At 38.6% G+C, this 22,313-nt stretch carries 32 protein-coding genes; 2 read left to right on the forward strand and 30 right to left on the reverse strand.

From position 1 onward, the window contains the following. Positions 1-63: 63 nt before the first annotated feature. The 17 genes from BZZ03_RS05950 to rpsJ form a co-directional block, all read right to left on the reverse strand. Positions 64-465 carry an ArsC/Spx/MgsR family protein gene (locus BZZ03_RS05950; RefSeq protein ID WP_061413881.1) on the reverse strand — a complete coding sequence of 134 codons (402 nt, stop codon included), beginning with the start codon at positions 463-465 and terminating at the stop codon, positions 64-66. Positions 466-815: 350 nt separating this feature from the next. Then, positions 816-2,417, reverse strand: coding sequence for a Na/Pi cotransporter family protein (locus tag BZZ03_RS05955; protein WP_086582772.1), 1,602 nt, complete (start codon positions 2,415-2,417; stop codon positions 816-818). Between the two features lie 229 nt (positions 2,418-2,646). Beyond that, positions 2,647-2,832: a type Z 30S ribosomal protein S14 gene (locus BZZ03_RS05960; protein WP_003129946.1), complete on the reverse strand. Its 186-nt coding sequence runs from the start codon at positions 2,830-2,832 to the stop codon at positions 2,647-2,649. Positions 2,833-2,851: 19 nt separating this feature from the next. After that, entirely contained in the window at positions 2,852-3,394 is a 543-nt protein-coding gene (rplE, locus tag BZZ03_RS05965; protein WP_003133751.1) for a 50S ribosomal protein L5, read from the reverse strand. A 19-nt stretch (positions 3,395-3,413) separates the two neighbouring features. Further along, entirely contained in the window at positions 3,414-3,719 is a 306-nt protein-coding gene (gene rplX, locus BZZ03_RS05970) for a 50S ribosomal protein L24 (RefSeq protein ID WP_003133750.1), read from the reverse strand. Positions 3,720-3,876: 157 nt separating this feature from the next. Further along, positions 3,877-4,245 (reverse strand): 50S ribosomal protein L14, encoded by a 369-nt coding sequence (rplN, locus tag BZZ03_RS05975; protein ID WP_003133749.1) that lies wholly within the window; start codon positions 4,243-4,245, stop codon positions 3,877-3,879. A gap of 21 nt (positions 4,246-4,266) precedes the next feature. Then, positions 4,267-4,527 (reverse strand): 30S ribosomal protein S17, encoded by a 261-nt coding sequence (gene rpsQ, locus BZZ03_RS05980; RefSeq protein WP_003133748.1) that lies wholly within the window; start codon positions 4,525-4,527, stop codon positions 4,267-4,269. An 18-nt stretch (positions 4,528-4,545) separates the two neighbouring features. After that, positions 4,546-4,755 (reverse strand): 50S ribosomal protein L29, encoded by a 210-nt coding sequence (gene rpmC, locus BZZ03_RS05985; RefSeq protein ID WP_003133747.1) that lies wholly within the window; start codon positions 4,753-4,755, stop codon positions 4,546-4,548. Beyond that, positions 4,752-5,168: a 50S ribosomal protein L16 gene (gene rplP, locus BZZ03_RS05990; RefSeq protein WP_003133745.1), complete on the reverse strand. Its 417-nt coding sequence runs from the start codon at positions 5,166-5,168 to the stop codon at positions 4,752-4,754. The genes rpmC and rplP overlap by 4 nt, the downstream gene beginning before the upstream one ends. 3 nt (positions 5,169-5,171) lie before the next feature. Further along, positions 5,172-5,825, reverse strand: a complete 654-nt coding sequence (gene rpsC / locus BZZ03_RS05995; protein WP_003133744.1) for a 30S ribosomal protein S3 — start codon at positions 5,823-5,825, stop codon at positions 5,172-5,174. A 12-nt stretch (positions 5,826-5,837) separates the two neighbouring features. Continuing rightward, complete coding sequence (rplV, locus tag BZZ03_RS06000; protein ID WP_003133743.1) at positions 5,838-6,185, reverse strand: 50S ribosomal protein L22; 348 nt, start codon at positions 6,183-6,185, stop codon at positions 5,838-5,840. 15 nt (positions 6,186-6,200) lie between these two features. Then, positions 6,201-6,479 carry a 30S ribosomal protein S19 gene (rpsS, locus tag BZZ03_RS06005; protein ID WP_003133742.1) on the reverse strand — a complete coding sequence of 93 codons (279 nt, stop codon included), beginning with the start codon at positions 6,477-6,479 and terminating at the stop codon, positions 6,201-6,203. Between the two features lie 213 nt (positions 6,480-6,692). Continuing rightward, the gene (rplB, locus tag BZZ03_RS06010) at positions 6,693-7,526 is read right to left on the reverse strand and encodes a 50S ribosomal protein L2 (protein WP_017368757.1); all 834 of its coding nucleotides are present in this window, start codon (positions 7,524-7,526) and stop codon (positions 6,693-6,695) included. A gap of 15 nt (positions 7,527-7,541) precedes the next feature. Beyond that, positions 7,542-7,838: a 50S ribosomal protein L23 gene (locus BZZ03_RS06015; protein WP_003134519.1), complete on the reverse strand. Its 297-nt coding sequence runs from the start codon at positions 7,836-7,838 to the stop codon at positions 7,542-7,544. After that, positions 7,838-8,464 (reverse strand): 50S ribosomal protein L4, encoded by a 627-nt coding sequence (rplD, locus tag BZZ03_RS06020; RefSeq protein WP_003133739.1) that lies wholly within the window; start codon positions 8,462-8,464, stop codon positions 7,838-7,840. Before rplD ends, BZZ03_RS06015 begins: the two co-directional genes overlap by 1 nt. A 22-nt stretch (positions 8,465-8,486) precedes the next feature. Further along, positions 8,487-9,110 (reverse strand): 50S ribosomal protein L3, encoded by a 624-nt coding sequence (gene rplC, locus BZZ03_RS06025; protein ID WP_003133737.1) that lies wholly within the window; start codon positions 9,108-9,110, stop codon positions 8,487-8,489. Positions 9,111-9,124: 14 nt separating this feature from the next. Then, the gene (gene rpsJ / locus BZZ03_RS06030; protein ID WP_003129973.1) at positions 9,125-9,433 is read right to left on the reverse strand and encodes a 30S ribosomal protein S10; all 309 of its coding nucleotides are present in this window, start codon (positions 9,431-9,433) and stop codon (positions 9,125-9,127) included. 325 nt (positions 9,434-9,758) lie between these two features. On the opposite strand from rpsJ, the gene mscL reads away from it, so the two are divergent. Continuing rightward, a complete protein-coding gene (gene mscL / locus BZZ03_RS06035; RefSeq protein WP_019291438.1) occupies positions 9,759-10,139 on the forward strand; it encodes a large-conductance mechanosensitive channel protein MscL in 381 nt (126 codons plus the stop codon). Between the two features lie 37 nt (positions 10,140-10,176). On the opposite strand, the gene BZZ03_RS06040 is transcribed toward mscL, so the two are convergent. The 6 genes from BZZ03_RS06040 to BZZ03_RS06065 all read right to left on the reverse strand — a co-directional run bounded on the left by BZZ03_RS06040 (position 10,177) and on the right by BZZ03_RS06065 (position 16,853). Beyond that, positions 10,177-11,454 (reverse strand): MATE family efflux transporter, encoded by a 1,278-nt coding sequence (locus tag BZZ03_RS06040; protein WP_046401055.1) that lies wholly within the window; start codon positions 11,452-11,454, stop codon positions 10,177-10,179. 46 nt (positions 11,455-11,500) lie between these two features. Next, complete coding sequence (gene nusG / locus BZZ03_RS06045; protein WP_003133733.1) at positions 11,501-12,061, reverse strand: transcription termination/antitermination protein NusG; 561 nt, start codon at positions 12,059-12,061, stop codon at positions 11,501-11,503. Positions 12,062-12,169: 108 nt separating this feature from the next. Further along, the gene (gene secE, locus BZZ03_RS06050) at positions 12,170-12,367 is read right to left on the reverse strand and encodes a preprotein translocase subunit SecE (RefSeq protein ID WP_003133731.1); all 198 of its coding nucleotides are present in this window, start codon (positions 12,365-12,367) and stop codon (positions 12,170-12,172) included. A gap of 5 nt (positions 12,368-12,372) precedes the next feature. Continuing rightward, positions 12,373-12,522, reverse strand: coding sequence for a 50S ribosomal protein L33 (gene rpmG, locus BZZ03_RS06055; protein WP_003134525.1), 150 nt, complete (start codon positions 12,520-12,522; stop codon positions 12,373-12,375). A 41-nt stretch (positions 12,523-12,563) separates the two neighbouring features. Further along, the gene (locus tag BZZ03_RS06060) at positions 12,564-14,399 is read right to left on the reverse strand and encodes an acyltransferase family protein (RefSeq protein ID WP_086582773.1); all 1,836 of its coding nucleotides are present in this window, start codon (positions 14,397-14,399) and stop codon (positions 12,564-12,566) included. A gap of 168 nt (positions 14,400-14,567) precedes the next feature. Beyond that, a complete protein-coding gene (locus tag BZZ03_RS06065) occupies positions 14,568-16,853 on the reverse strand; it encodes a PBP1A family penicillin-binding protein (protein WP_086582774.1) in 2,286 nt (761 codons plus the stop codon). 75 nt (positions 16,854-16,928) lie between these two features. Between BZZ03_RS06065 and BZZ03_RS06070 the strand changes: the two genes are divergently transcribed. Next, positions 16,929-17,813 (forward strand): RluA family pseudouridine synthase, encoded by an 885-nt coding sequence (locus BZZ03_RS06070; protein ID WP_086582775.1) that lies wholly within the window; start codon positions 16,929-16,931, stop codon positions 17,811-17,813. 70 nt (positions 17,814-17,883) lie between these two features. Here the strand turns inward: BZZ03_RS06070 and BZZ03_RS06075 are convergent, their stop codons facing one another. From BZZ03_RS06075 to comGA, 7 genes are all read right to left on the reverse strand, one after another. After that, positions 17,884-18,729, reverse strand: a complete 846-nt coding sequence (locus BZZ03_RS06075; RefSeq protein WP_019336001.1) for a metal ABC transporter solute-binding protein, Zn/Mn family — start codon at positions 18,727-18,729, stop codon at positions 17,884-17,886. A gap of 231 nt (positions 18,730-18,960) precedes the next feature. Then, a complete protein-coding gene (gene comGF / locus BZZ03_RS06080; protein ID WP_225210250.1) occupies positions 18,961-19,395 on the reverse strand; it encodes a competence type IV pilus minor pilin ComGF in 435 nt (144 codons plus the stop codon). Beyond that, positions 19,382-19,615, reverse strand: a complete 234-nt coding sequence (gene comGE, locus BZZ03_RS12350) for a competence type IV pilus minor pilin ComGE (protein ID WP_263598336.1) — start codon at positions 19,613-19,615, stop codon at positions 19,382-19,384. The genes comGF and comGE overlap by 14 nt, the downstream gene beginning before the upstream one ends. Positions 19,616-19,646: 31 nt before the next feature. Beyond that, the gene (comGD, locus tag BZZ03_RS12275; protein WP_019336004.1) at positions 19,647-20,063 is read right to left on the reverse strand and encodes a competence type IV pilus minor pilin ComGD; all 417 of its coding nucleotides are present in this window, start codon (positions 20,061-20,063) and stop codon (positions 19,647-19,649) included. Continuing rightward, positions 20,038-20,343 carry a competence type IV pilus major pilin ComGC gene (gene comGC / locus BZZ03_RS06095; RefSeq protein ID WP_040087209.1) on the reverse strand — a complete coding sequence of 102 codons (306 nt, stop codon included), beginning with the start codon at positions 20,341-20,343 and terminating at the stop codon, positions 20,038-20,040. The genes comGD and comGC overlap by 26 nt, the downstream gene beginning before the upstream one ends. Before the next feature lie 18 nt (positions 20,344-20,361). Continuing rightward, positions 20,362-21,381, reverse strand: a complete 1,020-nt coding sequence (comGB, locus tag BZZ03_RS06100) for a competence type IV pilus assembly protein ComGB (protein WP_269843663.1) — start codon at positions 21,379-21,381, stop codon at positions 20,362-20,364. Continuing rightward, on the reverse strand, positions 21,320-22,264 hold the full coding sequence (gene comGA, locus BZZ03_RS06105) for a competence type IV pilus ATPase ComGA (RefSeq protein ID WP_086582779.1): 945 nt from the start codon (positions 22,262-22,264) through the stop codon (positions 21,320-21,322). The genes comGB and comGA overlap by 62 nt, the downstream gene beginning before the upstream one ends. Positions 22,265-22,313: the final 49 nt, after the last annotated feature.

Consider the following 22,313-nt stretch of genomic DNA (forward strand, 5'->3'; position numbering starts at 1 on the left):
ATTAAGCCATAATTAGACATTTGTAAAATGAATTAATTTAATGATAGATATTAATTTATTTAATTAAATTTGGCGTTTATACTGATGTAGAAAAATACTGCTCATCCGATAATAGCGTGGAGCAAACTGCCGAATGTTTTCGGAATGATAGCCCACTAAAAATTTATTATGATCAACAATCAAAGGTGTCTGTAACACTTCAAAATTTTCGCTGAGATAAACGACTGCCTCATTAAAATGCATCTGTTGGAGCTGAAGAATTTTTCGGTGCAAATCCTCTGTGCAACGCTTCGTCGACTTCACGATATCATCAATACCATTTTCAGTTAGTCGAAGCATATACGACAAGTCTTCACAGCTCACACAATCTATCGTACATTTTCGATAAGGGATATGATGTTCATTCAGCCAATTTATCGCCTTTCTACTGGATAAACAAGAGTTGCGATAGTAGATAGTAATCATTTTTTCTCCTTTATAATATCTGTGCTTTTTCTATAAACATTGTAGAGCTTTCTTTTTAATTTGTAAAATAAATCTATTTAATACAAAGAATTATTAAATATAATCAAAACTTCAAATAATTAATTAATATATATAATTATAACTATCAAAAAGATTCATTTTACCTATCCTTAACTTTATAGTATACTAAGACCGTAGTTAATCACTCAATCATGTTGAAGACACCTTGAAAAGTTCTTTGGTCCCAAGCGGCCCTTTACTCAAAAAATTTATGACAAAAAACAATTACAATTCTCTTTTCAATCTGTTAAAAACTTGATTTTAAAGCAGTACTCTTCGTACTGCTTTTTTTACACTTTATAATTCAATACTTCTGCGATATGGAGGATATCCGTACTTATTTTTCGTAAATTGTTAAGAATTCGAATATCTTCAAAGTCTGATCGTAGTAAATCTCTATTGACTTGAGTAAGATTAAGAATTTCTCGCTCTAACTTTTTAATCTCATCCAGTATTGTTTCTTCTTCCTGATGTTGTTTATCTTTAAGGAATGTAAAAACTTGATCGAGCATACTCTCTATTAATGGTACGATAGACTCCATGACTAGCTTAATGGCCAATTCATTTTTTTCCTTGTCCTCTTCCTCCTCCGAGTAATCGTAAACATTCAGTGTCAACACGATATCTTTGGTATATGCCTCAATCTGGGCCAAATAATTTATAATTTTATATGCCCTTCCGACAGAAATAGCATATTTATCCTTTAGCTCAACTGTATTAAGATTGACAAGTGCCCGATTAATCTCCTGTACCAAGTAGTTAATCAAAGGTTCATTTATAAGACTCGTGCTATTTTTTTCTCTACGTTGAACATTCATTCCTTCGGCAAAATCCTCTTGCACAAGTTCAAATGTTCTTTGAATTTCTTTAAGGATCTGCTCAACTTCAATCTCTGGTGTGCGGAGTAACCTTCGATCAATAAATTTTAGTTTCAGGTGCGCTGTATCATCTGGTGCATTTTTAACACACTTTTCCGCCAACTGAATAATAAATTTCGAAAGTGGTAACAAAATAAAAAGTGTTGCAACATTAAAAATAATATGAGCATAAACTAGTTGCAGGGCAATACTTTCAGAAGTATTCTGAATGAGGCTGACAAAACCGAAAGGTAAAATAGTCAAAGCTGTGAAGATGAGCGCTCCAATAATATTAAACCAGACATGGACCATCGCAGCCTGCTTGGCTATTTTATTTCCACGGATTGATGCAAGAAGAGTGGTCACAACAGTCCCCACATTAAACCCATACAGAATAAATATAGCTTGATGTAAATCCACCACAATACCTGCGGCAACCATCGTCAGCAAAATACCTACTGAAGCAGTTGAACTTTGAATTAAAGCAGTAACAGCAAAACCAACCAATAAACCTACAAGAGGCATTTGCGTATGAGTAAACAGTTCCGCCATGAGAGGTGCTTCTCTTAAAGGAACCATGGATACACTCATCAGATTTAGCCCTAAGAATAAGAGCCCAAACCCTAGCAAGATCATTCCCATGTGATTGAAAGCCTTACGTTTCATAAACAGCATGGCAATCGTGCCTATAAAAATGACAAAGGGAACAATGTCTTGAATATTAAATGTAAATAAAATGCCTGTTATGGTCGTTCCAGCATTGGCCCCCATAATAATTCCTGCAGCCTGGCTCAAATTCATCAATGACGAATCAATAAATCCTAAAACCATAACTGTTGTCGCTGTAGAACTCTGAATGACCGCGGTGATGATAAAACCTAAAAAAGCGCCGAACCATTTATTACGTGTCAAACGCTGTAAGATCTTTTTCAGTTGAGAACCGGCAATCAAGCTTAAACCATCACTCATCAAGCTCATACCGTATAAGAAAAGGCCCAAACCGCCTAATAAGAAAAAAATGTCGTAGATGGTCATCACAAAATCTCCAGATTGCATTCATGTTTTTATTTATTTTTCACTTATATTTAAGTATATCTTATTTTAATTTCATTAAGAAACAATATTGTAATAAAGATATTTTTGAAAACAAAAAAACTTCCTCAAATGAGAAAGTGTTTTTTTCTGTTAGAACCACAATCCCCCGTGGAGATTGCATGGGCAATAAGCTAAGCTTCTGAAATGCCCTTTTTATATCAATTTCAAATTACCAAGATGCTTTCTTAACGCCTGGAAGTTGACCTTTGTAAGCCAACTCACGAAGACAGATACGGCAAAGTTTAAATTTGCGGTAAACTGAATGTGGGCGTCCGCAGCGTTCGCAACGAGTGTAGGCTTGCGTTGAGAATTTTGCAGGGCGTTGGTTTTTAACAACCATAGATTTCTTAGCCATTAGTTATTCTCCTATCCTATTATTTAGCAAACGGCATGCCAAGTTTAGCAAGCAATTCATGTGATTCTTCGTCAGTGTTCGCAGTTGTTACGATAACAACATCCAAACCACGTACTTTATCAACATCATCGTATGAGATTTCTGGGAAGATCAATTGTTCTTTCACACCAAGTGTGTAGTTTCCGCGTCCATCAAACGCTTTGTTTGATACACCGTGGAAGTCACGTACACGTGGAAGAGAAACAGTTACGAGTTTATCCAAAAATTCGTACATGCGTTCGCCACGAAGAGTTACTTTCGCACCGATAGCTTGACCTTCACGAAGACGGAAAGCCGCGATTGATTTTTTAGCTTTAGTAATCAACGGTTTTTGACCAGAGATCAAAGCCAATTCAGCAACGGCTTTGTCAAGGTTTTTAGAGTTGCTTACTGCATCCCCAACACCCATGTTAAGCACGATTTTTTCAACTTTTGGCACTGCCATAATTGAAGTGTAACCGAATTTTTCAGTCAATGCTGGTACTACTTCGTTAGAGTATTTTTCTTTTAAACGATTAGTCATATTCTTTCTCCTTCCCGTCTTAGTCTAGGACTTCGCCTGATTTTTTGTTGAAACGAACTTTTTTGCCGTCAACTTCTTTATAACCAACACGACCAGCTACACCGTTTTTGTCGAGCACTTGTACGTTAGAAACGTGGATAGGTGCTTCGATTTCAAGGATAGCGCCGTTTGGATTAACAGCGTCTGGTTTTTGGTGTTTCTTCATGATAGCAACACCTTCAACGATGACTTTGTTCATTTTTGGCAAAGCTTTAATCACTTTACCTGTTGTACCGCGGTCTTTGCCTGCGATAACTTTTACAGTATCTCCAGTTTTTACAAACATTTGATATTCCTTTCTTACGCCCTCTGGGCACCCTACATGTAGGGGACTATTTCTATCTATGATAGAAGTGGATTTATAAATGTGGAATAAAATTCCTTTTGTTGATTTTGACATCAATAGCGGGATACTCTCCCGCTATTTCGACATCCTCTAAATATTAGAGAACCTCAGGTGCCAAAGAAACAATCTTCATGTAACCAGCTTCGCGAAGTTCACGAGCTACTGGGCCAAAGATACGTGTTCCTTTAGGTGTTTTATCGTCACGGATAATAACTGCTGCATTTTCGTCAAATTTGATGTAAGATCCATCAGGACGTTTAGCACCAGATTTAGTACGAACGATAACAGCTTTAACAACTTCACCTTTTTTAACAGCTCCACCAGGGGCAGCTGATTTTACTGTAGCTACGATAACATCACCAATACCAGCGAATTTACGGCTTGAACCACCGAGTACACGGATAGTCAAGATTTCTTTGGCACCAGAGTTATCTGCAACTTTCAAACGGCTTTCTGTTTGAATCATGCTTTTTTCCTCCTAGTTAGCTTAGATAATTACAGCTTCTTCAACGATTTCGATCAAGCGGAAACGTTTGTCTTTTGAAAGAGGACGAGTTTCCATGATACGTACGATATCACCAGTTTTGGCAGTATTGTTTTCGTCATGAGCTTTGTATTTTTTAGAGTAGTTAATGCGTTTACCATAGACTGGGTGGTTACGTTTAGTTTCTACGACAACTGTGATAGTTTTATCCATTTTGTCTGAAACCACGCGGCCTTGATAAACTTTACGTTGATTACGTTCCATTTATGTATTTCTCCCGATCTATTTAGTCAATTCGCGTTGCACAGTTTTAACACGTGCAATTGTTTTCTTCACTTCGTCAAGTTTCGCTGTGTTTTCGAGACGACCAGCTGCAGCTTGGAAACGAAGTTCAAACAATTCTTTTTTCAATTCAGCTTCGCGTGTAGCCAATTCGTCGATTGACAAAGCGCGGAGATCCTTGAGAAGTGATTTTGTTTCGTTCAATTTCATTCTGCGTCACCTCGTTTTACAAATTTAGTCTTGACTGGAAGTTTGTGAGATGCAAGACGCAAAGCTTCACGTGCTACTTCTTCACTTACACCAGCAATTTCAAACATGATTTTACCACGTTTAACTGGTGATACCCAACCTTCAGGAGCACCTTTCCCTGAACCCATACGCACACCAATAGCTTTGGCTGTGTAAGATTTATGAGGGAAGATTTTAATCCAAACTTGACCGTTACGTTTCATGTAACGAGTCATAGCAATACGGGCTGCTTCGATTTGACGGTTAGTGATCCAGTGAGAAGTAGTCGCTTGAAGACCAAATTCACCGAATGCGATTTCTTTACCGCCTTTAGCTTCGCCACGCATTTTACCGCGGAATTCACGACGGTGTTTTACACGTTTTGGTACTAACATGGATTAATTTTCTCCTTTCACAGATTTTTTAGTTGGGAGAACTTCACCACGGTAGATCCAAACTTTAACGCCGAGTTTACCGTAAGTAGTGTCTGCTTCTTCCCAAGCATAGTCGATATCCGCACGCAATGTGTGGAGTGGAACTGTACCTTCAGAGTATCCTTCTGCACGGGCGATGTCCGCACCGTTCAAACGACCAGATACTTGAGTTTTGATACCTTTAGCTCCTGCACGCATAGCACGTTGGATAGCTTGTTTTTGAGCACGACGGAAAGCGATACGTGCTTCAAGTTGTTTAGCAATTCCTTCACCAACTAAGTGAGCATCCAAGTCAGGACGTTTGATCTCAACGATGTTGATGTGAACTTGTTTACCAGTGAGTTTGTTGAGGTCTGCACGAAGTGCATCAACATTAGCACCAGATTTACCGATAACCATACCTGGTTTTGCAGTGTGCAAAGTAACGATAACTTTGTTTACAGCACGTTCAGTTTCAATAAGTGAAACTGAAGCATCAGCAAGTTTTGTTTGAACGAGTTGGCGAATTGCCAAATCTTCGTGAAGGTAATCCGCATATTCTTTCTCAGCATACCATTTGGCATCCCAGTCGCGAATAACGCCAACACGCATACCAATTGGATGAATTTTTTGACCCACGATTTTACCTCCTTATTCTTTCTCAGCCACTACTACTGTAATGTGGCTAGTACGTTTGTTGATTGGTGAAGCTGAACCTTTCGCACGTGGACGGAAACGTTTCATTGTTGGTCCTTCGTTGACGAAAGTTTCGCTAACTACCAAGTTAGCTTTTTCAAGACCAAAGTTGTTTTCTGCATTAGCGATAGCTGAGTTCATTACTTTAAGAACTTCTGCAGCACCTTTAGTCGGTGTGAATTTCAAGATTGCGATTGCATCCGCAACACGTTTACCACGAATCAAGTCTGTAACAAGACGAGTTTTACGAGGTGAAACGCGAACTGTTTTTGCAGTTGCTTTAGCTGAAGTGATTTCTGCCATTTTGTTCTCCTCCTATTAACGTCTAGTTTTCTTGTCGTCAGCAGCGTGACCACGGTATGTACGAGTTGGTGCAAATTCACCTAATTTGTGTCCAACCATATCTTCTTGAACATAAACGGGAACGTGTTTGCGACCATCGTAAACAGCAATTGTAAGTCCTACAAAGTTAGGGTAGATTGTAGAACGGCGTGACCAAGTTTTGATCACTGATTTCTTTTCGGCGTTTTCTTGAGCTTCGACTTTTTTCATCAAATGCTCGTCAGCGAAAGGCCCCTTCTTAAGACTACGACTCATGTTTTTGAGTTCTCCTTTAAATTTGATACCACGCTGGCTACTAGGGCCAGGTTGGCGGATGATTTATATAGATATCTTCTCGACATCTTACTAAAGTTGACAAGATTTATCAATTTTAGCAAGACGCCGAGAAGGCATCTCAATAAAATATCTTACGCACAGATACAAACTTAACTTTTTTAACAAAAGTAAAGCTTGCCTTATGCTGCAAAATTATTTATCGTTGATACGTTTAACAATAAGTTTGTTAGAACGTGCGTTTTTATTACGTGTTTTGAGACCAAGAGCTGGTTTGCCCCATGGAGTCATTGGTGATTTACGACCAACAGGTTGTTTACCTTCACCACCACCGTGTGGGTGATCATTCGGGTTCATTACAGAACCACGAACTGTTGGACGGATACCACGCCAACGTGTACGACCCGCTTTACCATAGTTGATCAAGTTGTGTTGTTCGTTACCAACTGTACCAACTGTAGCACGACAAGATGAAAGAATCATACGCATTTCGCCTGATTGAAGACGAACGAGTGTATATTTACCTTCTGTACCAAGTACTTGTGCAGATGTACCAGCTGAACGTACGAGTTGTCCACCTTTACCAGGTTTCATCTCGATGTTGTGGATCAAAGTACCAACTGGAATGTTAGCAAGTGGCAATGCGTTACCAACTTTGATATCTGATTCAGGACCAGATACAACTGTCATACCAACTTCAAGACCTTTAGGTGCAAGAATGTATGATTTGATACCATTTTCGTATACGATAAGGGCAATATTAGCTGAACGGTTTGGATCGTATTCGATTGTAGCAACTTTAGCTTTTACGTTATCAGTTGTACGTTTGAAGTCGATCAAACGGTATTTACGTTTGTGTCCGCCACCGTGGTGACGTACTGTAATGCGGCCAAGGTTGTTACGACCAGCGTTTTTGCTAAGACTTACAAGCAAGCTCTTTTCAGGAGTACTTGTAGTGATTTCTGCAAAATCGCTACCAGTCATGTTACGACGACCGTTTGTGGTAGGTTTGTAAACTTTAATTCCCACGATTTTCCTCCTCTATTATTCTGCGTCTTCGCCGAAGATATCAATAGATTTTGAACCTTCAGTCAAAGTGATAATTGCTTTTTTGTAGCCAGGTTTGAAACCTGTGTAACGACCAACACGTTTAGCTTTAGGCTTAACGCTGATTGTGTTTACAGATGCAACTTGAACACCTTCAAATGCTGCTTCAACAGCTTGTTTGATAAGGAGTTTGTGTGCGCGAGCATCTACTTCAAAAGTGTATTTCTTTTGATCCATTGCTTGCATAGAAGCTTCTGTAATAATTGGTTTACGGATTACGTCATAAAGAGACATTATGCAAGAACCTCCTCAATTTGAGACAGAGCTGCTTGAGTAGCAAGAACTTTGTCAGTGTTTACAAGATCAAGTACGCTTACTGAGCTAGCAGTTGATACTTTCACGTTTTTAAGGTTACGAGCAGAGAGTTCTGCGAATTCGTTACCTTCGTTAGGAAGAACAACAAGCACTTTACGTTCGATTGAAAGAGCTTCAAGAACTTTAGCGAATTCGCTAGTTTTTGGTGCTGAGAAGTTCAACTCGTCAACAGCCAAGAGTGTGTTGTCGATAACTTTTTGTGAGTAAGCTGATTTAAGAGCCAACTGACGTACTTTTTGTGGAAGTTTGTAAGCATAGCTACGTGGGTTAGGACCGAAGACAGTACCACCACCACGGAATTGTGGTGAGCGGATTGAACCTTGACGGGCACGTCCAGTTCCTTTTTGACGCCATGGTTTTTTACCGCCACCAGATACGAGTGAACGGTTTTTATGAGCGTGTGTACCTTGACGGAGGCTAGCACGTTGTGAAAGAACGACATCAAATACTACAGTTTCGTTTGGTTCGATACCAAATACTGCATCGTTAAGTGTTACTTCACCAGCTTGTGTGCCGTCTTGTTTAAATAATGATACTTTTGCCATTATAATCTATCTCCTTTCCTTATTATTTAGATTTGATCGCTGATTTAATAACGATCAATGATTTTTTAGATCCAGGTACGTTACCTTTTACAAGGATAACGTTTTGTTCTGGAAGTACTTGTGCGATAACAAGGTTTTGTACAGTAACTTTTTTGTTACCCATACGTCCCGCAAGGCGTTTACCTTTAGGAACTTTGTTAGCCGCAACAGGACCCATTGAACCAGGACGACGGTGGTAACGTGAACCGTGAGCCATTGGCCCGCGTGATTGACCCCAACGTTTGATTGGTCCTTGGAAACCTTTACCTTTAGAAGTACCGGTAACATCAACGACATCTCCAGCTTCGAAAGTATCAACTTTAATTTCTGATCCAACTTCTAAGCCTTCGATTCCTTTGAATTCACGAATGAAGCGCTTAGGAGCTGTGTTAGCTTTAGCTACATGACCTTTGGCAGGTTTGTTAGACAAAACTTCACGTTTGTCATCGAAACCAACTTGAACAGCTTCATAACCGTCTGTATCGACAGTTTTAGTTTGAAGCACAACGTTCGGAGTTGCTTCGATCACAGTTACGGGGATTAATTCACCGTTGTCTGTGAAGATTTGAGTCATTCCCACTTTTTTCCCTAAGATTCCTTTTGACATGAGAATTACCTTTCTTATAATTTAATTTCGATGTTTACGCCACTTGGAAGATCAAGTTTCATCAATGAATCAACAGTTTTTTGTGTTGGTTCGATGATGTCGATCAAACGTTTGTGTGTACGCATTTCAAATTGTTCGCGAGAGTCTTTGTATTTGTGAGTCGCGCGGATAACTGTGTAGACGCTACGGTCAGTTGGAAGTGGGATTGGGCCACTTACTTCTGCGTTTGTACGTTTTGCAGTTTCTACAATTTTTTCAGCAGCAGCGTCAAGGATACGGTGTTCGTATGCTTTGAGGCGGATACGGATTTTTTTAGTTGCCATTTTTTCTCCTTCGTCTATTTGTTAATAGGCTAGCTCAGCGGGAAAACCGACACTGAAGTATGGCAATACTTTCGGGTGTGTCGCAACCTCTCGCTTCGTCGCTAATACTGTAATTTTTACAGCACCTATCTATTCTACCAAAGCGACTTTGTCTTGTCAAGAGCATAATACCTTTTTATTTAATTTATTTTTAGCTCACTCATATGTCTTCTCTTTTACTTCTAGCCCTTACTTTACGTGAATATTTTGCGACAGAATAATTCACATGGCTTTAGAAATACTATATAATAGTAATAAATACATATTAATTAATATAGGAGAACTTATGATTAAAGAATTCAAAGAATTTATTTTACGTGGTAATGTTTTAGATTTGGCAGTTGGGGTTATCATTGGTGCTGCTTTTACGGCCATTGTCACTTCTTTGGTAAATAACCTTATCAACCCACTTATTGGTCTTTTTGTTCAAGATGGCGCTTTGACACAAATGTCAGTTAAGGTTGCTGGTGCAACTTTTGCTTATGGGGCTTTCTTAAATGATGTTTTAAACTTCTTGATTACAGCCTTTGTCATCTTCATTCTCATAAAAGCCATCAACAAGCTTTTCCCTAAGAAAGAAGAACAAGAAGAAATTGTTTCTAACGATGAATTAGATACTCTGCGTGAAATCCGTGACCTTTTGAAAGAAAAAGAACTTTCAAAATAACATTACACATTAAAAACCTCTATTATAATAGAGGTTTTTAATGTGTAAGAAAAGTTCTAACTTTCCTATCAAAATTGAATTTTAAAAAGACAAAGCGGAAAAAATTATCTGCAAGCACGGCAAACCAGATGCCTTCTAAGCCCAAGGTAAATGTTTGACTTAGAATATAACCGAGACCCACACGTATAATAAGCATCCCGATAATTGTTGTATATAAAGGAAGTTTTGCATTACCTATTCCTTGAAAAGCCGCCGTATAAGTGGTCGTTCCAGTGACAAAAAAAGTTGCCAAAAAAGAAAAGAGGATAACTGTGTTACTTGAAGCTATAGCGACAGTGTCTGTCGTAAAAAGATTACTTAATGATGTAGAAACTAAGACAAGAAGCAAACCAATACTCAACATCATCCCTGTCGCTAGCCAGTAGGTTCTTTTAATATATGACTGAATGGCTCCATAGTTATGTTGTCCAAACTCTTGAGCCACCAAAATAACTGTTACGGTAGCTAAACCGAATGCCGGCATATAGTTAAACTGAGTAATACTTTCGCCGATCGCATTTCCTGCAAAAACCCGATTTCCAAGAGCAATAATCAGCACCATGATTACCAAATCTCCTAGACGCATCGCCAAACGTTCACCAGCGGCCGGAATTGTTAAAAAGATCAGTTCTCTACTGATTTTTTCAGAGAAAAAGTTTTTCGTAGGTTGTAAATCCTTATCTTTGAGTTTTTTCCAGAGATACAGAAGCGCTACGCCCCTCGAAAAGATTGCTCCTAAGGCAGCTCCCATAATTCCCATATGAAAAACAAATATCAAAAGGGCTGAGAGAGCGATATTTAAAATATTGGTAAAGAGACTCGCATACATGGGTGTACGGCTGTCCCCATTTGCTCTTATAATGGCTCCAAAACTGGTCATTAAAGCCAGCAAAATAATTGTCCCACCAACCAAAAGGAGGTACTCTTGACCTAAAGTCGCTACATCCCCACGCCCGCCAAAAAAGCGCACGAGAGCTTGTGCAAAAAGAGCCGTAAGAATCCCAATAGTCCCTCCCAGTAATGCAGTGAGCTTTACCCCTGCGTTCACCATTTTCTTTGACATTTCACGTGCAAGGAAGCTTGATAAAATTGTCCCTAAAGCTATGAAAACGGCCTGATAAACGGTGATAATATTATTGGCTAGTGACACACCGGCTACAGCTGTGAGTCCAATTCGGGTGACTAAAAAGGTATCACTAATCCCCACCAGCATCTGCAGAAAATTCTCAACTACGGCTGGGAGAGCAAATTTTAATATTTCTTTTGTAGATTTCATATCCCTAATAAATAAGAGCGCACCCTTAACGATACGCTCTTATTTTTTATCCTTCAACTTCTTCGATTTGGTGTAAATCAAGCTCTACTGGTGTTTCACGACCAAACATATCAACCATAACTTTAATCTTATCGTCGCCTAGGACTTCTGTGATTGGCGCTTCAAATCCTGAGAAGGCGCCATCAATGATACGTACACGTTTACCCACAAAGATATCAAAATCAATTTCACGTACAACTTTACCCATACCAATAAGGATTTCTTGAATTTCTTCTTCAAAAAGTGGCGTTGGTTTTGAACGGTTACCGTGTGACCCAACGAAACCTGTAACGTTCGGTGTATTACGAACGATAAACCAAGCTTCATCTGTCATGTTCATTTCTACCAAAACATAACCTGGGAAGAGATTTTCTTCAACATCTTTCATCTTACCGTTCACTTCTGAGCGAACTGTTTCTGTCGGAATTTCAACACGAAGAATTTTATCTGCCATGTTATAAAGTTCTGCACGTTCAAGTAAATCTTCTTTTACTTTTTTCTCGTAACCAGAATAAGTTTGGATAACAAACCAGCCTTGGTCAAAACTTGTTAATGTACTTTCGTCCATTGGAGTACCTCTTTATTGTTTTTTATTTTTTTAGTTTCAAATTTATGAGTTCATGTTCTGAACGGATTGTATAAGAAAAAGGCTTTCGCCTCTTCTTTCATTATATCACTAATTACGTACAAATGGAAGCAGATGCTGTACAGCACTTGTGATACCATTTTGTGTTACCCAGTCAAAGATCATCAAAAAGATGAGGAAGAAAACTGTATATTCAATAACCATGAAAAAATCAATGACAGACTGCTTACGTGTCGGCCACGTTGTTAACTTCATTTCTTTGACAACACTTCCAATAAATTTAAACATTTGACTTATCTCGTTTCCTTATGCAAAGTATGTTTGCCACAACGTGAGCAAAACTTCTTGACTTCTATGCGTTTTTCTTTTGCTGTACCCGACAGTTGAAGAGAGTAGTTTCTCGAACCGCACACCGTACAGGCCAATCCTGCTTTTTTTAACATGCTATTATTTTAGCAGAACTAAGAGAAAAATACAAATCTCTCTATTTTTTTGTCATATTTTCTAAGACAAGGCGTGTATAATTAATTGCCCCTTGGTCCTTCGGATGGATAGCATCACTATAGAACCATGAACTTTGATTTGCTGATAAGCCATGCCAATCGATGATTGTCAAGTTGGGATACTTCTTAGCCATCGCTTCTAATTGTTCATTGTTATTGCTTTCCCACGGGCGTGGCATTTGATTATTAATCCAGAAGACCGGTTTATCACCAACTTCTTCCATAATTTTTTCCACGTAATTTGTATTGCCAACGGTCAGTGTGCCATTAGTTCCAAGACCAATTAAGACAGCATCTGCTTTTTCAACTGCTTCTTTATTCTCTGCTAAAATGGTCGCTCCACCATCTACTTGCTCACCAACAACAGCTTTTATCGTCATTCTTGGGAAGGCTTCCTGTAGAGTGGTTGACCCTGCAACCATCACAGAATCACCAACTGCAAAAATTTGCATCTTGCTTGCTCTTTCTGCAACCACTGGATCAACGCCATATTTTTCAGCGATAGTCTTTAGTGGCGTGCTGACACGGGCATTAGCAGCTTTTAAGTTTGCAGCTTCAAGCGCTTTTTGTTGCTCCATAATTCGAGCTTCTAACACTTGCTGATCATGTGGTGATTTCGGAGAAGTAAGAATCATAACGAGTGATACAAGCACTAAAACGGACACTAGGATTACGCGGACGGGTAAGGCGCGCCATTTTTCCTGCTTAATTTGCTCAACTTTTGTCATCACCCAAGGCCATAAGTTGCTGTAATCATAAGCAACGAGCGGACGTTCAATAAAGCGATATGAAAACTCAGATAAGGCAAAAATCAAGGCCAACTGCCAAATGACGTTGTACCAACTTGTCGGATTAACGACTTTAGCAGCAACTAAAGCAAAGACTGGTAATTGCCAGAGATAAATCCCATACGAACGTGAACCAATATAATCAAAAAGTTTATTTGAAAATATTTTATTTGCTTTCAAGCCCGGATGAACAACCAAAAGGATTAATAGCATTGTCAAGAGACTGACAAACCAAAGGCCGCCATAGTAAGTCACTGGACTTTGCGCTGGCATAAAAACATATAAGATTAAAGTCAGTGCAAGAACGCCCCATAAAAGGTTACGTCCAAAAGCTTGTCCTTTTTTATTCAACTTGGCAGGCATTTTGTTCATTGGCCAAATGAAAGCCATACTTGCCCCCATCAGGAGACTAAAAATACGGGTATCTGTGCCATAATACACACGCGTTGGATCTTGCCCCACCTTATACTGAGCAATCATCAGAATCAATGAGAGAATGGCTAAAAAGTTTGTCAGAAGGAAACTGTGCTTCTTACTCCGAATGACCTTCACTAAAAAGATCATAATGAGCGGCCAGAAAATAAAGAATTGTCCTTCAATCGCCAGATAATATATATGCTTAAAAGGTGATTCTCCTGCAGCGTCAGCAAAGTAGGATGATCCCTGCTGAATTTGCCACCAGTTTTGCACCATAAAAATACTTGAGAGAAAGTTTGACCTGAGGCCCTTCATCTGATTTTGTTGGAAGAAGAACAAATAAGGCGAAACAATCAAGAAAACAGCCAAGAGCATAGGGTAAATACGTTTGGCTCTTTTCCCCAAAAACTTAAGTGGTCTTATCTTTTTAGTTTTAGTATATTCTCTTAGTAGTGAATCCGTGACTAAGTAGCCGGACAACACAAAGAAGAGAACAACGCCTAAAAATCCCCCTTGGATTTTCTGTGGATAAAGATGATACAAAATGACAGCAAGAACCCCAAGGGTACGTAAGCCATTAAAACCTGTTACGTAGCGTTTTTTTGCTTCCAAAACTGTCCTCCTTCTAAAAAGTAAGATTCACTTTTATTATTCTCTTTTTATATTTTTATTCCAATAATTTTTTTCATATATTTGCAAGAAAAAGAGCCGTGCCATGACTCTTTTTCTCATCTATGCACTACCCTTATTTTATCACTTTTCATGCTGTTTTAGAACAATTTACCTACCGAAAAAACCAGTAATTTTATCCCAAACATCTTTGGTAGCATTTTTAGCATCATCTACTGTTTTTTGGAAATCAAATCCGCTGCCTTTTTCAGAAGAATCACTGCTAGAATCTTCTGTTTGTGGCATATTTCCTGAACTGTTTTGTGCACTTTGCTCTTGATAAACAATTGCATCTTGTTGATCACGTAGAGCTGTCCAAGCTGGAGTTATCGGTGCAATATTATGCATGGCATAGGCATTTTCAGCTGTAAAGGCGGTTCCATCTGTATAAGGAAGCAAATAGCTGGCTATATTCCGGAAGATGACTGAAGGTTGCCCCTCAGAAGAACCTTCTAGTTGTTGCTGCTCATTTGTCTCATTCGGGAAACCAATCCATAGTGCAATCGCAATGTCAGGTGTATAACCAACCACCCATTGGTCAGTCGTATTATTTGTCCCTGTTTTACCTGCCATTGCATAGCTTGCCGGTGCAGCATTCCAAGCTGAACCGTTGGTAAATGTACCCAACATCATGGAATTCATCTTCTCTGCTACTTCTTTGGTCATGATCCGTTTTTGTGTCACGTTGGCTGTTGCGATTGTATCCCCAGCTGCATTTTCAATTTTAGTAATCAAATGCGCGCTGTTCATTACACCCTCATTCGCGAAAGTTGCAAAAGCTTGAGCCATTTCCCAAGGATTTGTTTCGACACCAGAACCAAGAACGGTTGATAAAGTGTTGTTTTCATCTTTTTTATTGAGATTCAAACCAAATTCACGCCCAACAGCATTCCCTTTTTCTGGAGTGATATCACGATAAGTATTAATAGCAGGAATATTGTAGGAGTTAGCTAAAGCTTGATACATCGGTACAGTACCCAGGTACTCTCCACTGTAATTTTGCGGTGTCCAATTGCCATAAGTTGTTGGTTTATCTTCCAATACTTTATCGATTGGCCAACCTGCTTGGACTGCGGGCAGATAGGCGATTAACGGTTTGATAACTGAACCTGTCGAACGTTTCGATTGTGTGGCATAGTTAAAGTCAAGGAAACTGTTATGGTCTTCTGATGTGACATTGCCGACAAGAGCCTCGACGCCACCAGTTTTCGGATTGATTGCCACCGAACCTGACTGTGCGTGCGTGCCATCTGCAGCTTGTGGGAAAAGTGCGGCATTGTCATAAGTGACCTGCATCCCTGCCTGCTTGTTTTGATCCAAAGTTGTATAAATCTTATAGCCGTCATTCATAATGTCCTGCAAGCTAAGGCCATATTTGCGTTCAGCTTCCGCAATCACAGCATTGAAATAGCTTGGATACTTGTAAGCTTCTGACTGAGAAACATAAGTGTCTTTTACCCGAGAGGCCAGATCGACCGATGCATAACTGTCTGCTTCTGACTGCGTGAGGTAGCCTGCACTGACCATGTTCTGCAGTACCGTATCTCGTCGCGGTGTCGCATATTTTCCGTCCTGGTAAAGTGGGTTATAAATTTCTGGACCCTTCAACATCCCCGCAAGCGTAGCGGCCTCATCTACGGTAACTGCATTTGCTGAGACTCCAAAGTATTTTTTACTGGCATCTTCAATCCCCCAAACACCATTCCCAAAATAAGCGTTATTCAGATACATTGTAAGAATGTCTTGTTTACTGTAATGTTTATTGATTTCTAAAGCGAGGAAAAATTCCCGGGCTTTACGGTCAATCGTTTGTTTCTGAGTAAGGTAGGCATTTTTGGCCAACTGCTGCGTGATGGTAGATCCACCACCAAAACGCCCCAAAGTAACAACTGCTAAGCTAAAGCGACTCAGATTAACCCCATGATTCTTATAAAAAGTACGGTCCTCGGTGGCGACTACGGCATTTTTAATATTGTCACTTATGGCATCAAACTTAACTGTTGTTCCTTTACTTCCATAAAGTAATCCTGCTTCATCACCATTTTTGTCCACAATTTGCGTTTGCGCATCAATGGATTTTTGCAAGATGGATACATTGGCCGTTTTTGCCAAATAGAACAAATAAGAACCAACAGCAAGAATCATAACCAAAATAGCAATAATAGTAATTTTAGTTAAATTATACTTTTTCCAGAAACGTTTTACTGGACGTAAAAATTGCCTTATTTTTTCTGTATAAGGCGCCATCATTCTTAAATATTTTTTTATGCCTTTAAGGTCTTCAAGCGGAATTTCCGCTTCTTTCAGCTCTTTTTCTTCTTCATTATTATTTTCTATTTTTTTAGATGATTTCTTGTTTTTAGCACGACGACTAAAATTTTGATCTTTTTCTGACATGATTTTTTAAAAATCCTTTTGTATTCTATATTTTGCCTATTCTAACAAAAAAGCCTTTGTGTTACAATATTCTATATGAAATTTAGTTTAATTTTACCAAAAAAAATTAAAAAGCAAAGTGTTTCGCATTTACTGGAGCACACTTGGCTCGTTCCACGCAAACAAAGACACCTTTTACGAACCAAAAAACATGTCTTCCTTAACGGCACATTGGCAGACTGGGAGGATTCTATAAAGCCCCAAGACGAAGTTACTCTTATTTTTGATGACGACGATTTCAGGCAGCTGGAGGTTCCCGTAGGCAACCCTCATCTTGCCGATATCCTGTATGAAGATGAACACCTTGTTATTGTAAATAAACCCGAAGGCATGAAAACTCATGGCAACACTGCTGAGGAAATTGCCCTACAAAATCACGTGACAGCTCGCCTGAAGAGCCCCGTACATGTCGTTCATCGCTTGGACAAGGAGACCTCTGGAGCAGTCCTCTTTGCCAAAAACCAATTAATTCTGCCCATTCTGGGTAAAATGTTTGAGGAAAATAAAATACATCGCTCTTATTTGGCAGTTGTACAAGGTTATTTTAACGAAAAAAGCTTAACTCTTAATAAAAATATTGGAAGAGATCGGCACGACCGAAAAAAATATGCCACCAGTAAAAATGGAAAAAGAGCCATTACTCATGTGACTGTACTCGAAAAAGAACACAACCACTCCCTTGTAAGGTGTACTCTTGATACCGGCCGTACGCACCAAATACGAGTTCACCTTTCCAGTGAAAGGCATCCTATCGTCGGTGATCCCCTCTATAATTTAGCGTTAAAAAAACAGCGCTTGATGCTTCACGCAGAAAAAATATATTTCCTTCATCCTTTCACAGAGGAATTAATAGAAATTAAAGCATCTAGCCAGACTTTTCAACAGGGCAAAAAAAGCCTACTTTCGAAAAGTAGGCCTTAGGAGTTTTATGAAAAGATTTTTTTAGGAAGGTCTTTATTATAGTGGACGCTTCTTAAAATAAGCTTAAGTCTTATTTAATTGTTTCTTTCAGTGATTTTAGGTTTTCTTCCATAATTGTCAGGTAACTTTCACCTGATTTTTTTTGTTCATCGGTCAATCCCTCAACAGGGTTAATAACCAACAACTTGGCTCCTGCTTCCTTGGCTAAAGTCTCCGCTAGCTTACTGCTAGAGTTATCTTCAAAATAAACAGTATTTAAATTTGCTTTTTGCATCTCATTTTTCAGTTTAATCAATGTTGCACTTGAAGGCTCTGCTTCAGGATCAAGGCCTGTAATGGCAATTGTTGTCAATCCATAATCACGGCCCAGGTAGCCAAAAGCTTCATGCTGTGTGATAAACGTTTTATTTTTAGCATTTTTCAATTGATCAAAGTCTTGATCTATTTTTTTCAACTTTCCAATATACTCATCAGCATTTTTAGTGAAATCTTCCTTATATTCAGGGAATTTTTTTGATAATTCATCTGCGATATAGCGGACTTCAAGTAAGGCTGCTTTAGGGCTTACCCATGTATGCGGGTCATCACCAATTTTTTCTACGGGTGTACTTGCTTCTATTTTAACACCTTTATTTTTTACAGAAGGGGCCCATTTTTCAAGGTATTTTGAATTATAAATAATAGCATCTGCATTTGTCAAAGTAGTCATGTCTTTTGCACTTGGCTCAAAATCATGTGCTTCTTGATTAGCAGGAACGATATTAATAATGTCAACTTTATCACCAACGACAGCTTTCGTAAACTCATACATTGGCTCAAATGTTGTCACAATTTGTGGTTTCTCACTTGCTGTTTTTTGACAAGCTGTCAATAAGAGCAAGACTGGGATAAGTAATAGAAGGGTATATTTTTTCATAAAGATAGTATAATACAAATTCAAAACAAAGTCAACCGGTTAACTACCAGTTAACTATTTTTCATCTGTCATGTTTTTCACGTTGTATGATCTTTTCTCTTAACTGCAGTTGGAGTTGATTCTGTTGTAATAAGCGTTGTTTTCTAGCATTAATAGCTCCTTGCAAATAATACTGTAAAAGCAAGCTGAAAAGAAGAGAAGTGACCAGTGTATAGAGTAAAATACTGGCTCTTAACTTTCTTTTTCTGAGAACTTGTAAAGAAATATGCGGTCTCCTCCTTTTTCAAAAGACAAGATAATTTTTACCTGCTCTCCCTCCTGGCTGATTTTAACATTTTTTACATGATGGATCATTGGTTGATAACCTCGCCCATTAGCATTAGTTTTCCGAAAATCTCCTTTGGAGGAAAGACCAAATCTTAGATTGACATTTTTGCGGACATAAAGATAGTTATTTTTCACCTTATCTAAGCTTGCTCCCTCAAGTTCGCTTCTCAGTAGACTGCAAAAAAGTTGCCAATCTTGGGTCTGATCTGTTGTTGCTCGTTTTACTTCTTCATGAAAAATTTTAGTCATATCTAGAAAAAGGGAAAAAGTACCTACTAACACGAGTAAAGCAAGGAGTGATTCTAGGAGAGTAAAGGCTGTAACTTTAATTTTTTTCAAGAACAATCAAGACCTTTCCAGACTCACGGATAGTCATTTGCGAAGTAGTTTCCTCAAGCGAAATCTCCACACCATTTAATTTCAAATGTTTTTTCCCCGTATCTATTGCCATATGAGCGACATTTAAGGCCTCGATATCCCTATTTTCCATCTCTGTTTGTTTCTTAACCTGAATAACTTGTTCTAAAATAACCGTGACAAAAAAGACAAGCAAACTCATTGCAATTAAGCTCTCTAATAGAAGATATGCTTCAAGTGATTTTTTTCTTATATTTCCCGCTTCCAATTTCCAATTGATAAGAGATGGTTTTTTTCTGATAAGGAAGAAATATTGTAATTTTTTGTAGGCTCGAGTTGCCTGATTTTTGATCAAAAGTAATAGAAAAATCATTTATTTCAACCTCCTCTGGAACTTTCAGTACTTCCTCGTGGCTGTATAGTGTGCCATTACTCGCACTCAATGTCTGTTGCTGTCCCTTTAATCCTGCCATACGCTGGGTATCCTTATAAAGTCGTTCAAATTGTAAAATAAAAATCTCTGCGCGTGCTATCCTGACACTTTGTTTGACCGAACCTGAAAAGAGAAAAAGAACAGAAGAGCAAAGGAAAAGGACTAGTAAACTCTCTAGTAAGGTCAAAGCTTTAATTCGGTACATTACGTTTTGCATTAGGGTTCTTGGTATAATAATCATTGTAGCTATCGGCTTGTTTTTGCGTAATTAAACCGTCGGAGACAAGCTTCCCTAAGTTAGGACTATCCTGTTTATCAAGTTGATAAAGTTCGGCTTGACCTTCGACAACCTTAACAACCGCTGTTTGACCCGTATTTTGGATATTCTTCTTTTCTTTAGCCAAATTTGGGACAAACAATAAAAGTAACACACTGATAATAAGTAAGACGACAAGCATTTCAATCAAAGTAAAAGCTTTGAGTCTCTTTTTTTTCATTCATTCCTCCATGTTCTTTCAAATCAAGTTTCCCATATTGCTATATATAGGAAGTAGCATTGCCGCATAAATTAAAATAATCAACAGCGCCACGAGCAAGAAAACGATAGGCTGGATAAGTTGCATTGCTCTTTCAATCCTTTCAAAAAAGAGCGACCAGCTTTCTTCAGAAAAAATTATCAACTCTTTCCCTAGCTTGGACTTTAGTTCACCATATTCCACAATTAATGAGAGCTCCTTGGTAAATATGGGGTAAAATCGAAGAGCATCTTCAAACTTCTGACCACTATCTAATATTTGAAGAAGCTCAAAACCGAATTCTTTGAAAATTCGACTTTTTTGTTCTTGCATAATAAAACAAATCTGACGTAAATCGACAGCTTGAGCAATTAAGTTTCCCCATTCTCTTGCAAAATAAGCCGTCAAATAAAGCTGGACAAAACGGCCAACAAAAGGTATTTTGACCATTAGCCTCAGCGCTTCTAAAGCAGTTTTTTTCTTCCAATAGTATCTGAACAGATAAAAGAAAACGAACAAACTGAAGAGCCACCCTAAAAAGAGGGTCGGAAGATTCTGTATGGCATAAGTTGCTAATCCTTTGTTTTCTTCCAGTTGGGGCAGTAAATAATTTTTCAATCCAAGCATAATAAAGATTAGAAATGCCAGAAGAACAATCGGATAAGTGGCAACTTGGACAAGCTTTTTGCGGATGTTCAAAACACGTATCAGTTTTTCTTCAATCAATCCTAAAGTATACTCAACATTCCCATGTGACTCAGCCAAAGAGAGCTGAGTCACAACATCCTCATAAAAATTTAGCTTCGCCAAAATACCAGAGAAACTTTTCCCATTAAGTAAACCTTCACGCATTTTGGAAATAAAGTATGCTTCCGTAAGACCCGATCGTTCAAGGAAATCAATAATTTCAGAGAGGTGAAAGCCACTTTTGAAAAGATTATTCATGAGTTGAATGAGCTTAATCTGCTTTGCTAAACTCAATTTTTTCGCGCGCAGCTGCAACAGCTGAGATAAATCCATCTGCAACCAACTGATCAATCTGGTCATTCCATTCGTCTGGTTTCCATTCTTCAAACTTTTCCTTTTCACAAACAAGCAATCCCTTTCCTGCAATTAATCGTTGATAAATCACCCGCTGAAGACTGGATTGTAGCTCCCAATCACTTAATCCAAGTTCTTTTAAGCGTGCAATTACACCTGATATTGAGCGTGCATGAACAGTAGAGAATACTGTATACCCAGTCAAACTTGCACGGAGAACAGCTTTTGCCGTTTGACTATCCCTAATTTCACCAACAATAAGTAAATCAGGTCTGTGTCGCAGCGAAAGCTTAATCAAGGCATCATAATCATTCCCTATTACTTTATTGACTTGAAGTTGTAAAAATTCAGTTTCTACTAATTCCACAGGATCTTCTATACAAATAACTTGTTGTTTTTTAAAATGCTCCCTTGCAAATTTGTACATAAGACTGGTCTTACCTGAACCTACAGGACCTGAAAAAAGGTAAAGGCCTCTTCCCCCAATAATAGTATTAAAGATCTCTGAATTCCAAAAATGAAGTTGGTTTTGTTGATGATGCAAGAGTCGAATAACCAAGCTTTCTTGACCATGAAAATCACCGACAGTAGATAAACGTAAGCGCTGCTCACCTTTATCTAAGATATAAGTGCAAGCCCCCAACTGTACTCGTCTACTTTCTCCTAGATTCATACCAGATAAAAATTTCATATGAGCAATCAGTGCTTGCCCTTGCTCAAGGGTGAGTTCTCTTTCAAACCTCCTTTCTGTTGCTGTACGAAAATAGAGAGAATACTTTCCTTCTAATGCTACTAAATAAAGATCGTGCACCATCTGATCTACTGCTTTTTGTAAAAGGTTTTTTGCCAAAACCTGTATCATGATTGACCTCCTTAGCTAAGCTTACTTATTAACACGATAAAGTTAGCAA

This window comes from Lactococcus petauri, from assembly GCF_002154895.1.
Taxonomy (GTDB): domain Bacteria; phylum Bacillota; class Bacilli; order Lactobacillales; family Streptococcaceae; genus Lactococcus; species Lactococcus petauri.

What these genes read in the sequence shown, in the direction of transcription:
- BZZ03_RS05950 (WP_061413881.1), bottom strand. Translation starts at nt 465, where the DNA reads ATGATTACTATCTACTATCGCAACTCTTGTTTATCCAGTAGAAAGGCG.
- BZZ03_RS05955 (WP_086582772.1), bottom strand. Translation starts at nt 2,417, where the DNA reads ATGACCATCTACGACATTTTTTTCTTATTAGGCGGTTTGGGCCTTTTC.
- BZZ03_RS05960 (WP_003129946.1), bottom strand. Translation starts at nt 2,832, where the DNA reads ATGGCTAAGAAATCTATGGTTGTTAAAAACCAACGCCCTGCAAAATTC.
- rplE (WP_003133751.1), bottom strand. Translation starts at nt 3,394, where the DNA reads ATGACTAATCGTTTAAAAGAAAAATACTCTAACGAAGTAGTACCAGCA.
- rplX (WP_003133750.1), bottom strand. Translation starts at nt 3,719, where the DNA reads ATGTTTGTAAAAACTGGAGATACTGTAAAAGTTATCGCAGGCAAAGAC.
- rplN (WP_003133749.1), bottom strand. Translation starts at nt 4,245, where the DNA reads ATGATTCAAACAGAAAGCCGTTTGAAAGTTGCAGATAACTCTGGTGCC.
- rpsQ (WP_003133748.1), bottom strand. Translation starts at nt 4,527, where the DNA reads ATGGAACGTAATCAACGTAAAGTTTATCAAGGCCGCGTGGTTTCAGAC.
- rpmC (WP_003133747.1), bottom strand. Translation starts at nt 4,755, where the DNA reads ATGAAATTGAACGAAACAAAATCACTTCTCAAGGATCTCCGCGCTTTG.
- rplP (WP_003133745.1), bottom strand. Translation starts at nt 5,168, where the DNA reads ATGTTAGTACCAAAACGTGTAAAACACCGTCGTGAATTCCGCGGTAAA.
- rplV (WP_003133743.1), bottom strand. Translation starts at nt 6,185, where the DNA reads ATGGCAGAAATCACTTCAGCTAAAGCAACTGCAAAAACAGTTCGCGTT.
- rpsS (WP_003133742.1), bottom strand. Translation starts at nt 6,479, where the DNA reads ATGAGTCGTAGTCTTAAGAAGGGGCCTTTCGCTGACGAGCATTTGATG.
- BZZ03_RS06015 (WP_003134519.1), bottom strand. Translation starts at nt 7,838, where the DNA reads ATGTCTCTTTATGACGTAATCCGTAAACCAATTATTACAGAAGCTTCT.
- rplD (WP_003133739.1), bottom strand. Translation starts at nt 8,464, where the DNA reads ATGGCAAAAGTATCATTATTTAAACAAGACGGCACACAAGCTGGTGAA.
- rplC (WP_003133737.1), bottom strand. Translation starts at nt 9,110, where the DNA reads ATGTCAAAAGGAATCTTAGGGAAAAAAGTGGGAATGACTCAAATCTTC.
- rpsJ (WP_003129973.1), bottom strand. Translation starts at nt 9,433, where the DNA reads ATGGCAACTAAAAAAATCCGTATCCGCCTCAAAGCATACGAACACCGT.
- mscL (WP_019291438.1), top strand. Translation starts at nt 9,759, where the DNA reads ATGATTAAAGAATTCAAAGAATTTATTTTACGTGGTAATGTTTTAGAT.
- BZZ03_RS06040 (WP_046401055.1), bottom strand. Translation starts at nt 11,454, where the DNA reads ATGAAATCTACAAAAGAAATATTAAAATTTGCTCTCCCAGCCGTAGTT.
- nusG (WP_003133733.1), bottom strand. Translation starts at nt 12,061, where the DNA reads ATGGACGAAAGTACATTAACAAGTTTTGACCAAGGCTGGTTTGTTATC.
- secE (WP_003133731.1), bottom strand. Translation starts at nt 12,367, where the DNA reads ATGTTTAAATTTATTGGAAGTGTTGTCAAAGAAATGAAGTTAACAACG.
- rpmG (WP_003134525.1), bottom strand. Translation starts at nt 12,522, where the DNA reads ATGTTAAAAAAAGCAGGATTGGCCTGTACGGTGTGCGGTTCGAGAAAC.
- BZZ03_RS06065 (WP_086582774.1), bottom strand. Translation starts at nt 16,853, where the DNA reads ATGTCAGAAAAAGATCAAAATTTTAGTCGTCGTGCTAAAAACAAGAAA.
- BZZ03_RS06070 (WP_086582775.1), top strand. Translation starts at nt 16,929, where the DNA reads ATGAAATTTAGTTTAATTTTACCAAAAAAAATTAAAAAGCAAAGTGTT.
- BZZ03_RS06075 (WP_019336001.1), bottom strand. Translation starts at nt 18,729, where the DNA reads ATGAAAAAATATACCCTTCTATTACTTATCCCAGTCTTGCTCTTATTG.
- comGE (WP_263598336.1), bottom strand. Translation starts at nt 19,615, where the DNA reads ATGAGTTTGCTTGTCTTTTTTGTCACGGTTATTTTAGAACAAGTTATT.
- comGD (WP_019336004.1), bottom strand. Translation starts at nt 20,063, where the DNA reads ATGCAAAACGTAATGTACCGAATTAAAGCTTTGACCTTACTAGAGAGT.
- comGC (WP_040087209.1), bottom strand. Translation starts at nt 20,343, where the DNA reads ATGAAAAAAAAGAGACTCAAAGCTTTTACTTTGATTGAAATGCTTGTC.
- comGB (WP_269843663.1), bottom strand. Translation starts at nt 21,381, where the DNA reads ATGGATTTATCTCAGCTGTTGCAGCTGCGCGCGAAAAAATTGAGTTTA.
- comGA (WP_086582779.1), bottom strand. Translation starts at nt 22,264, where the DNA reads ATGATACAGGTTTTGGCAAAAAACCTTTTACAAAAAGCAGTAGATCAG.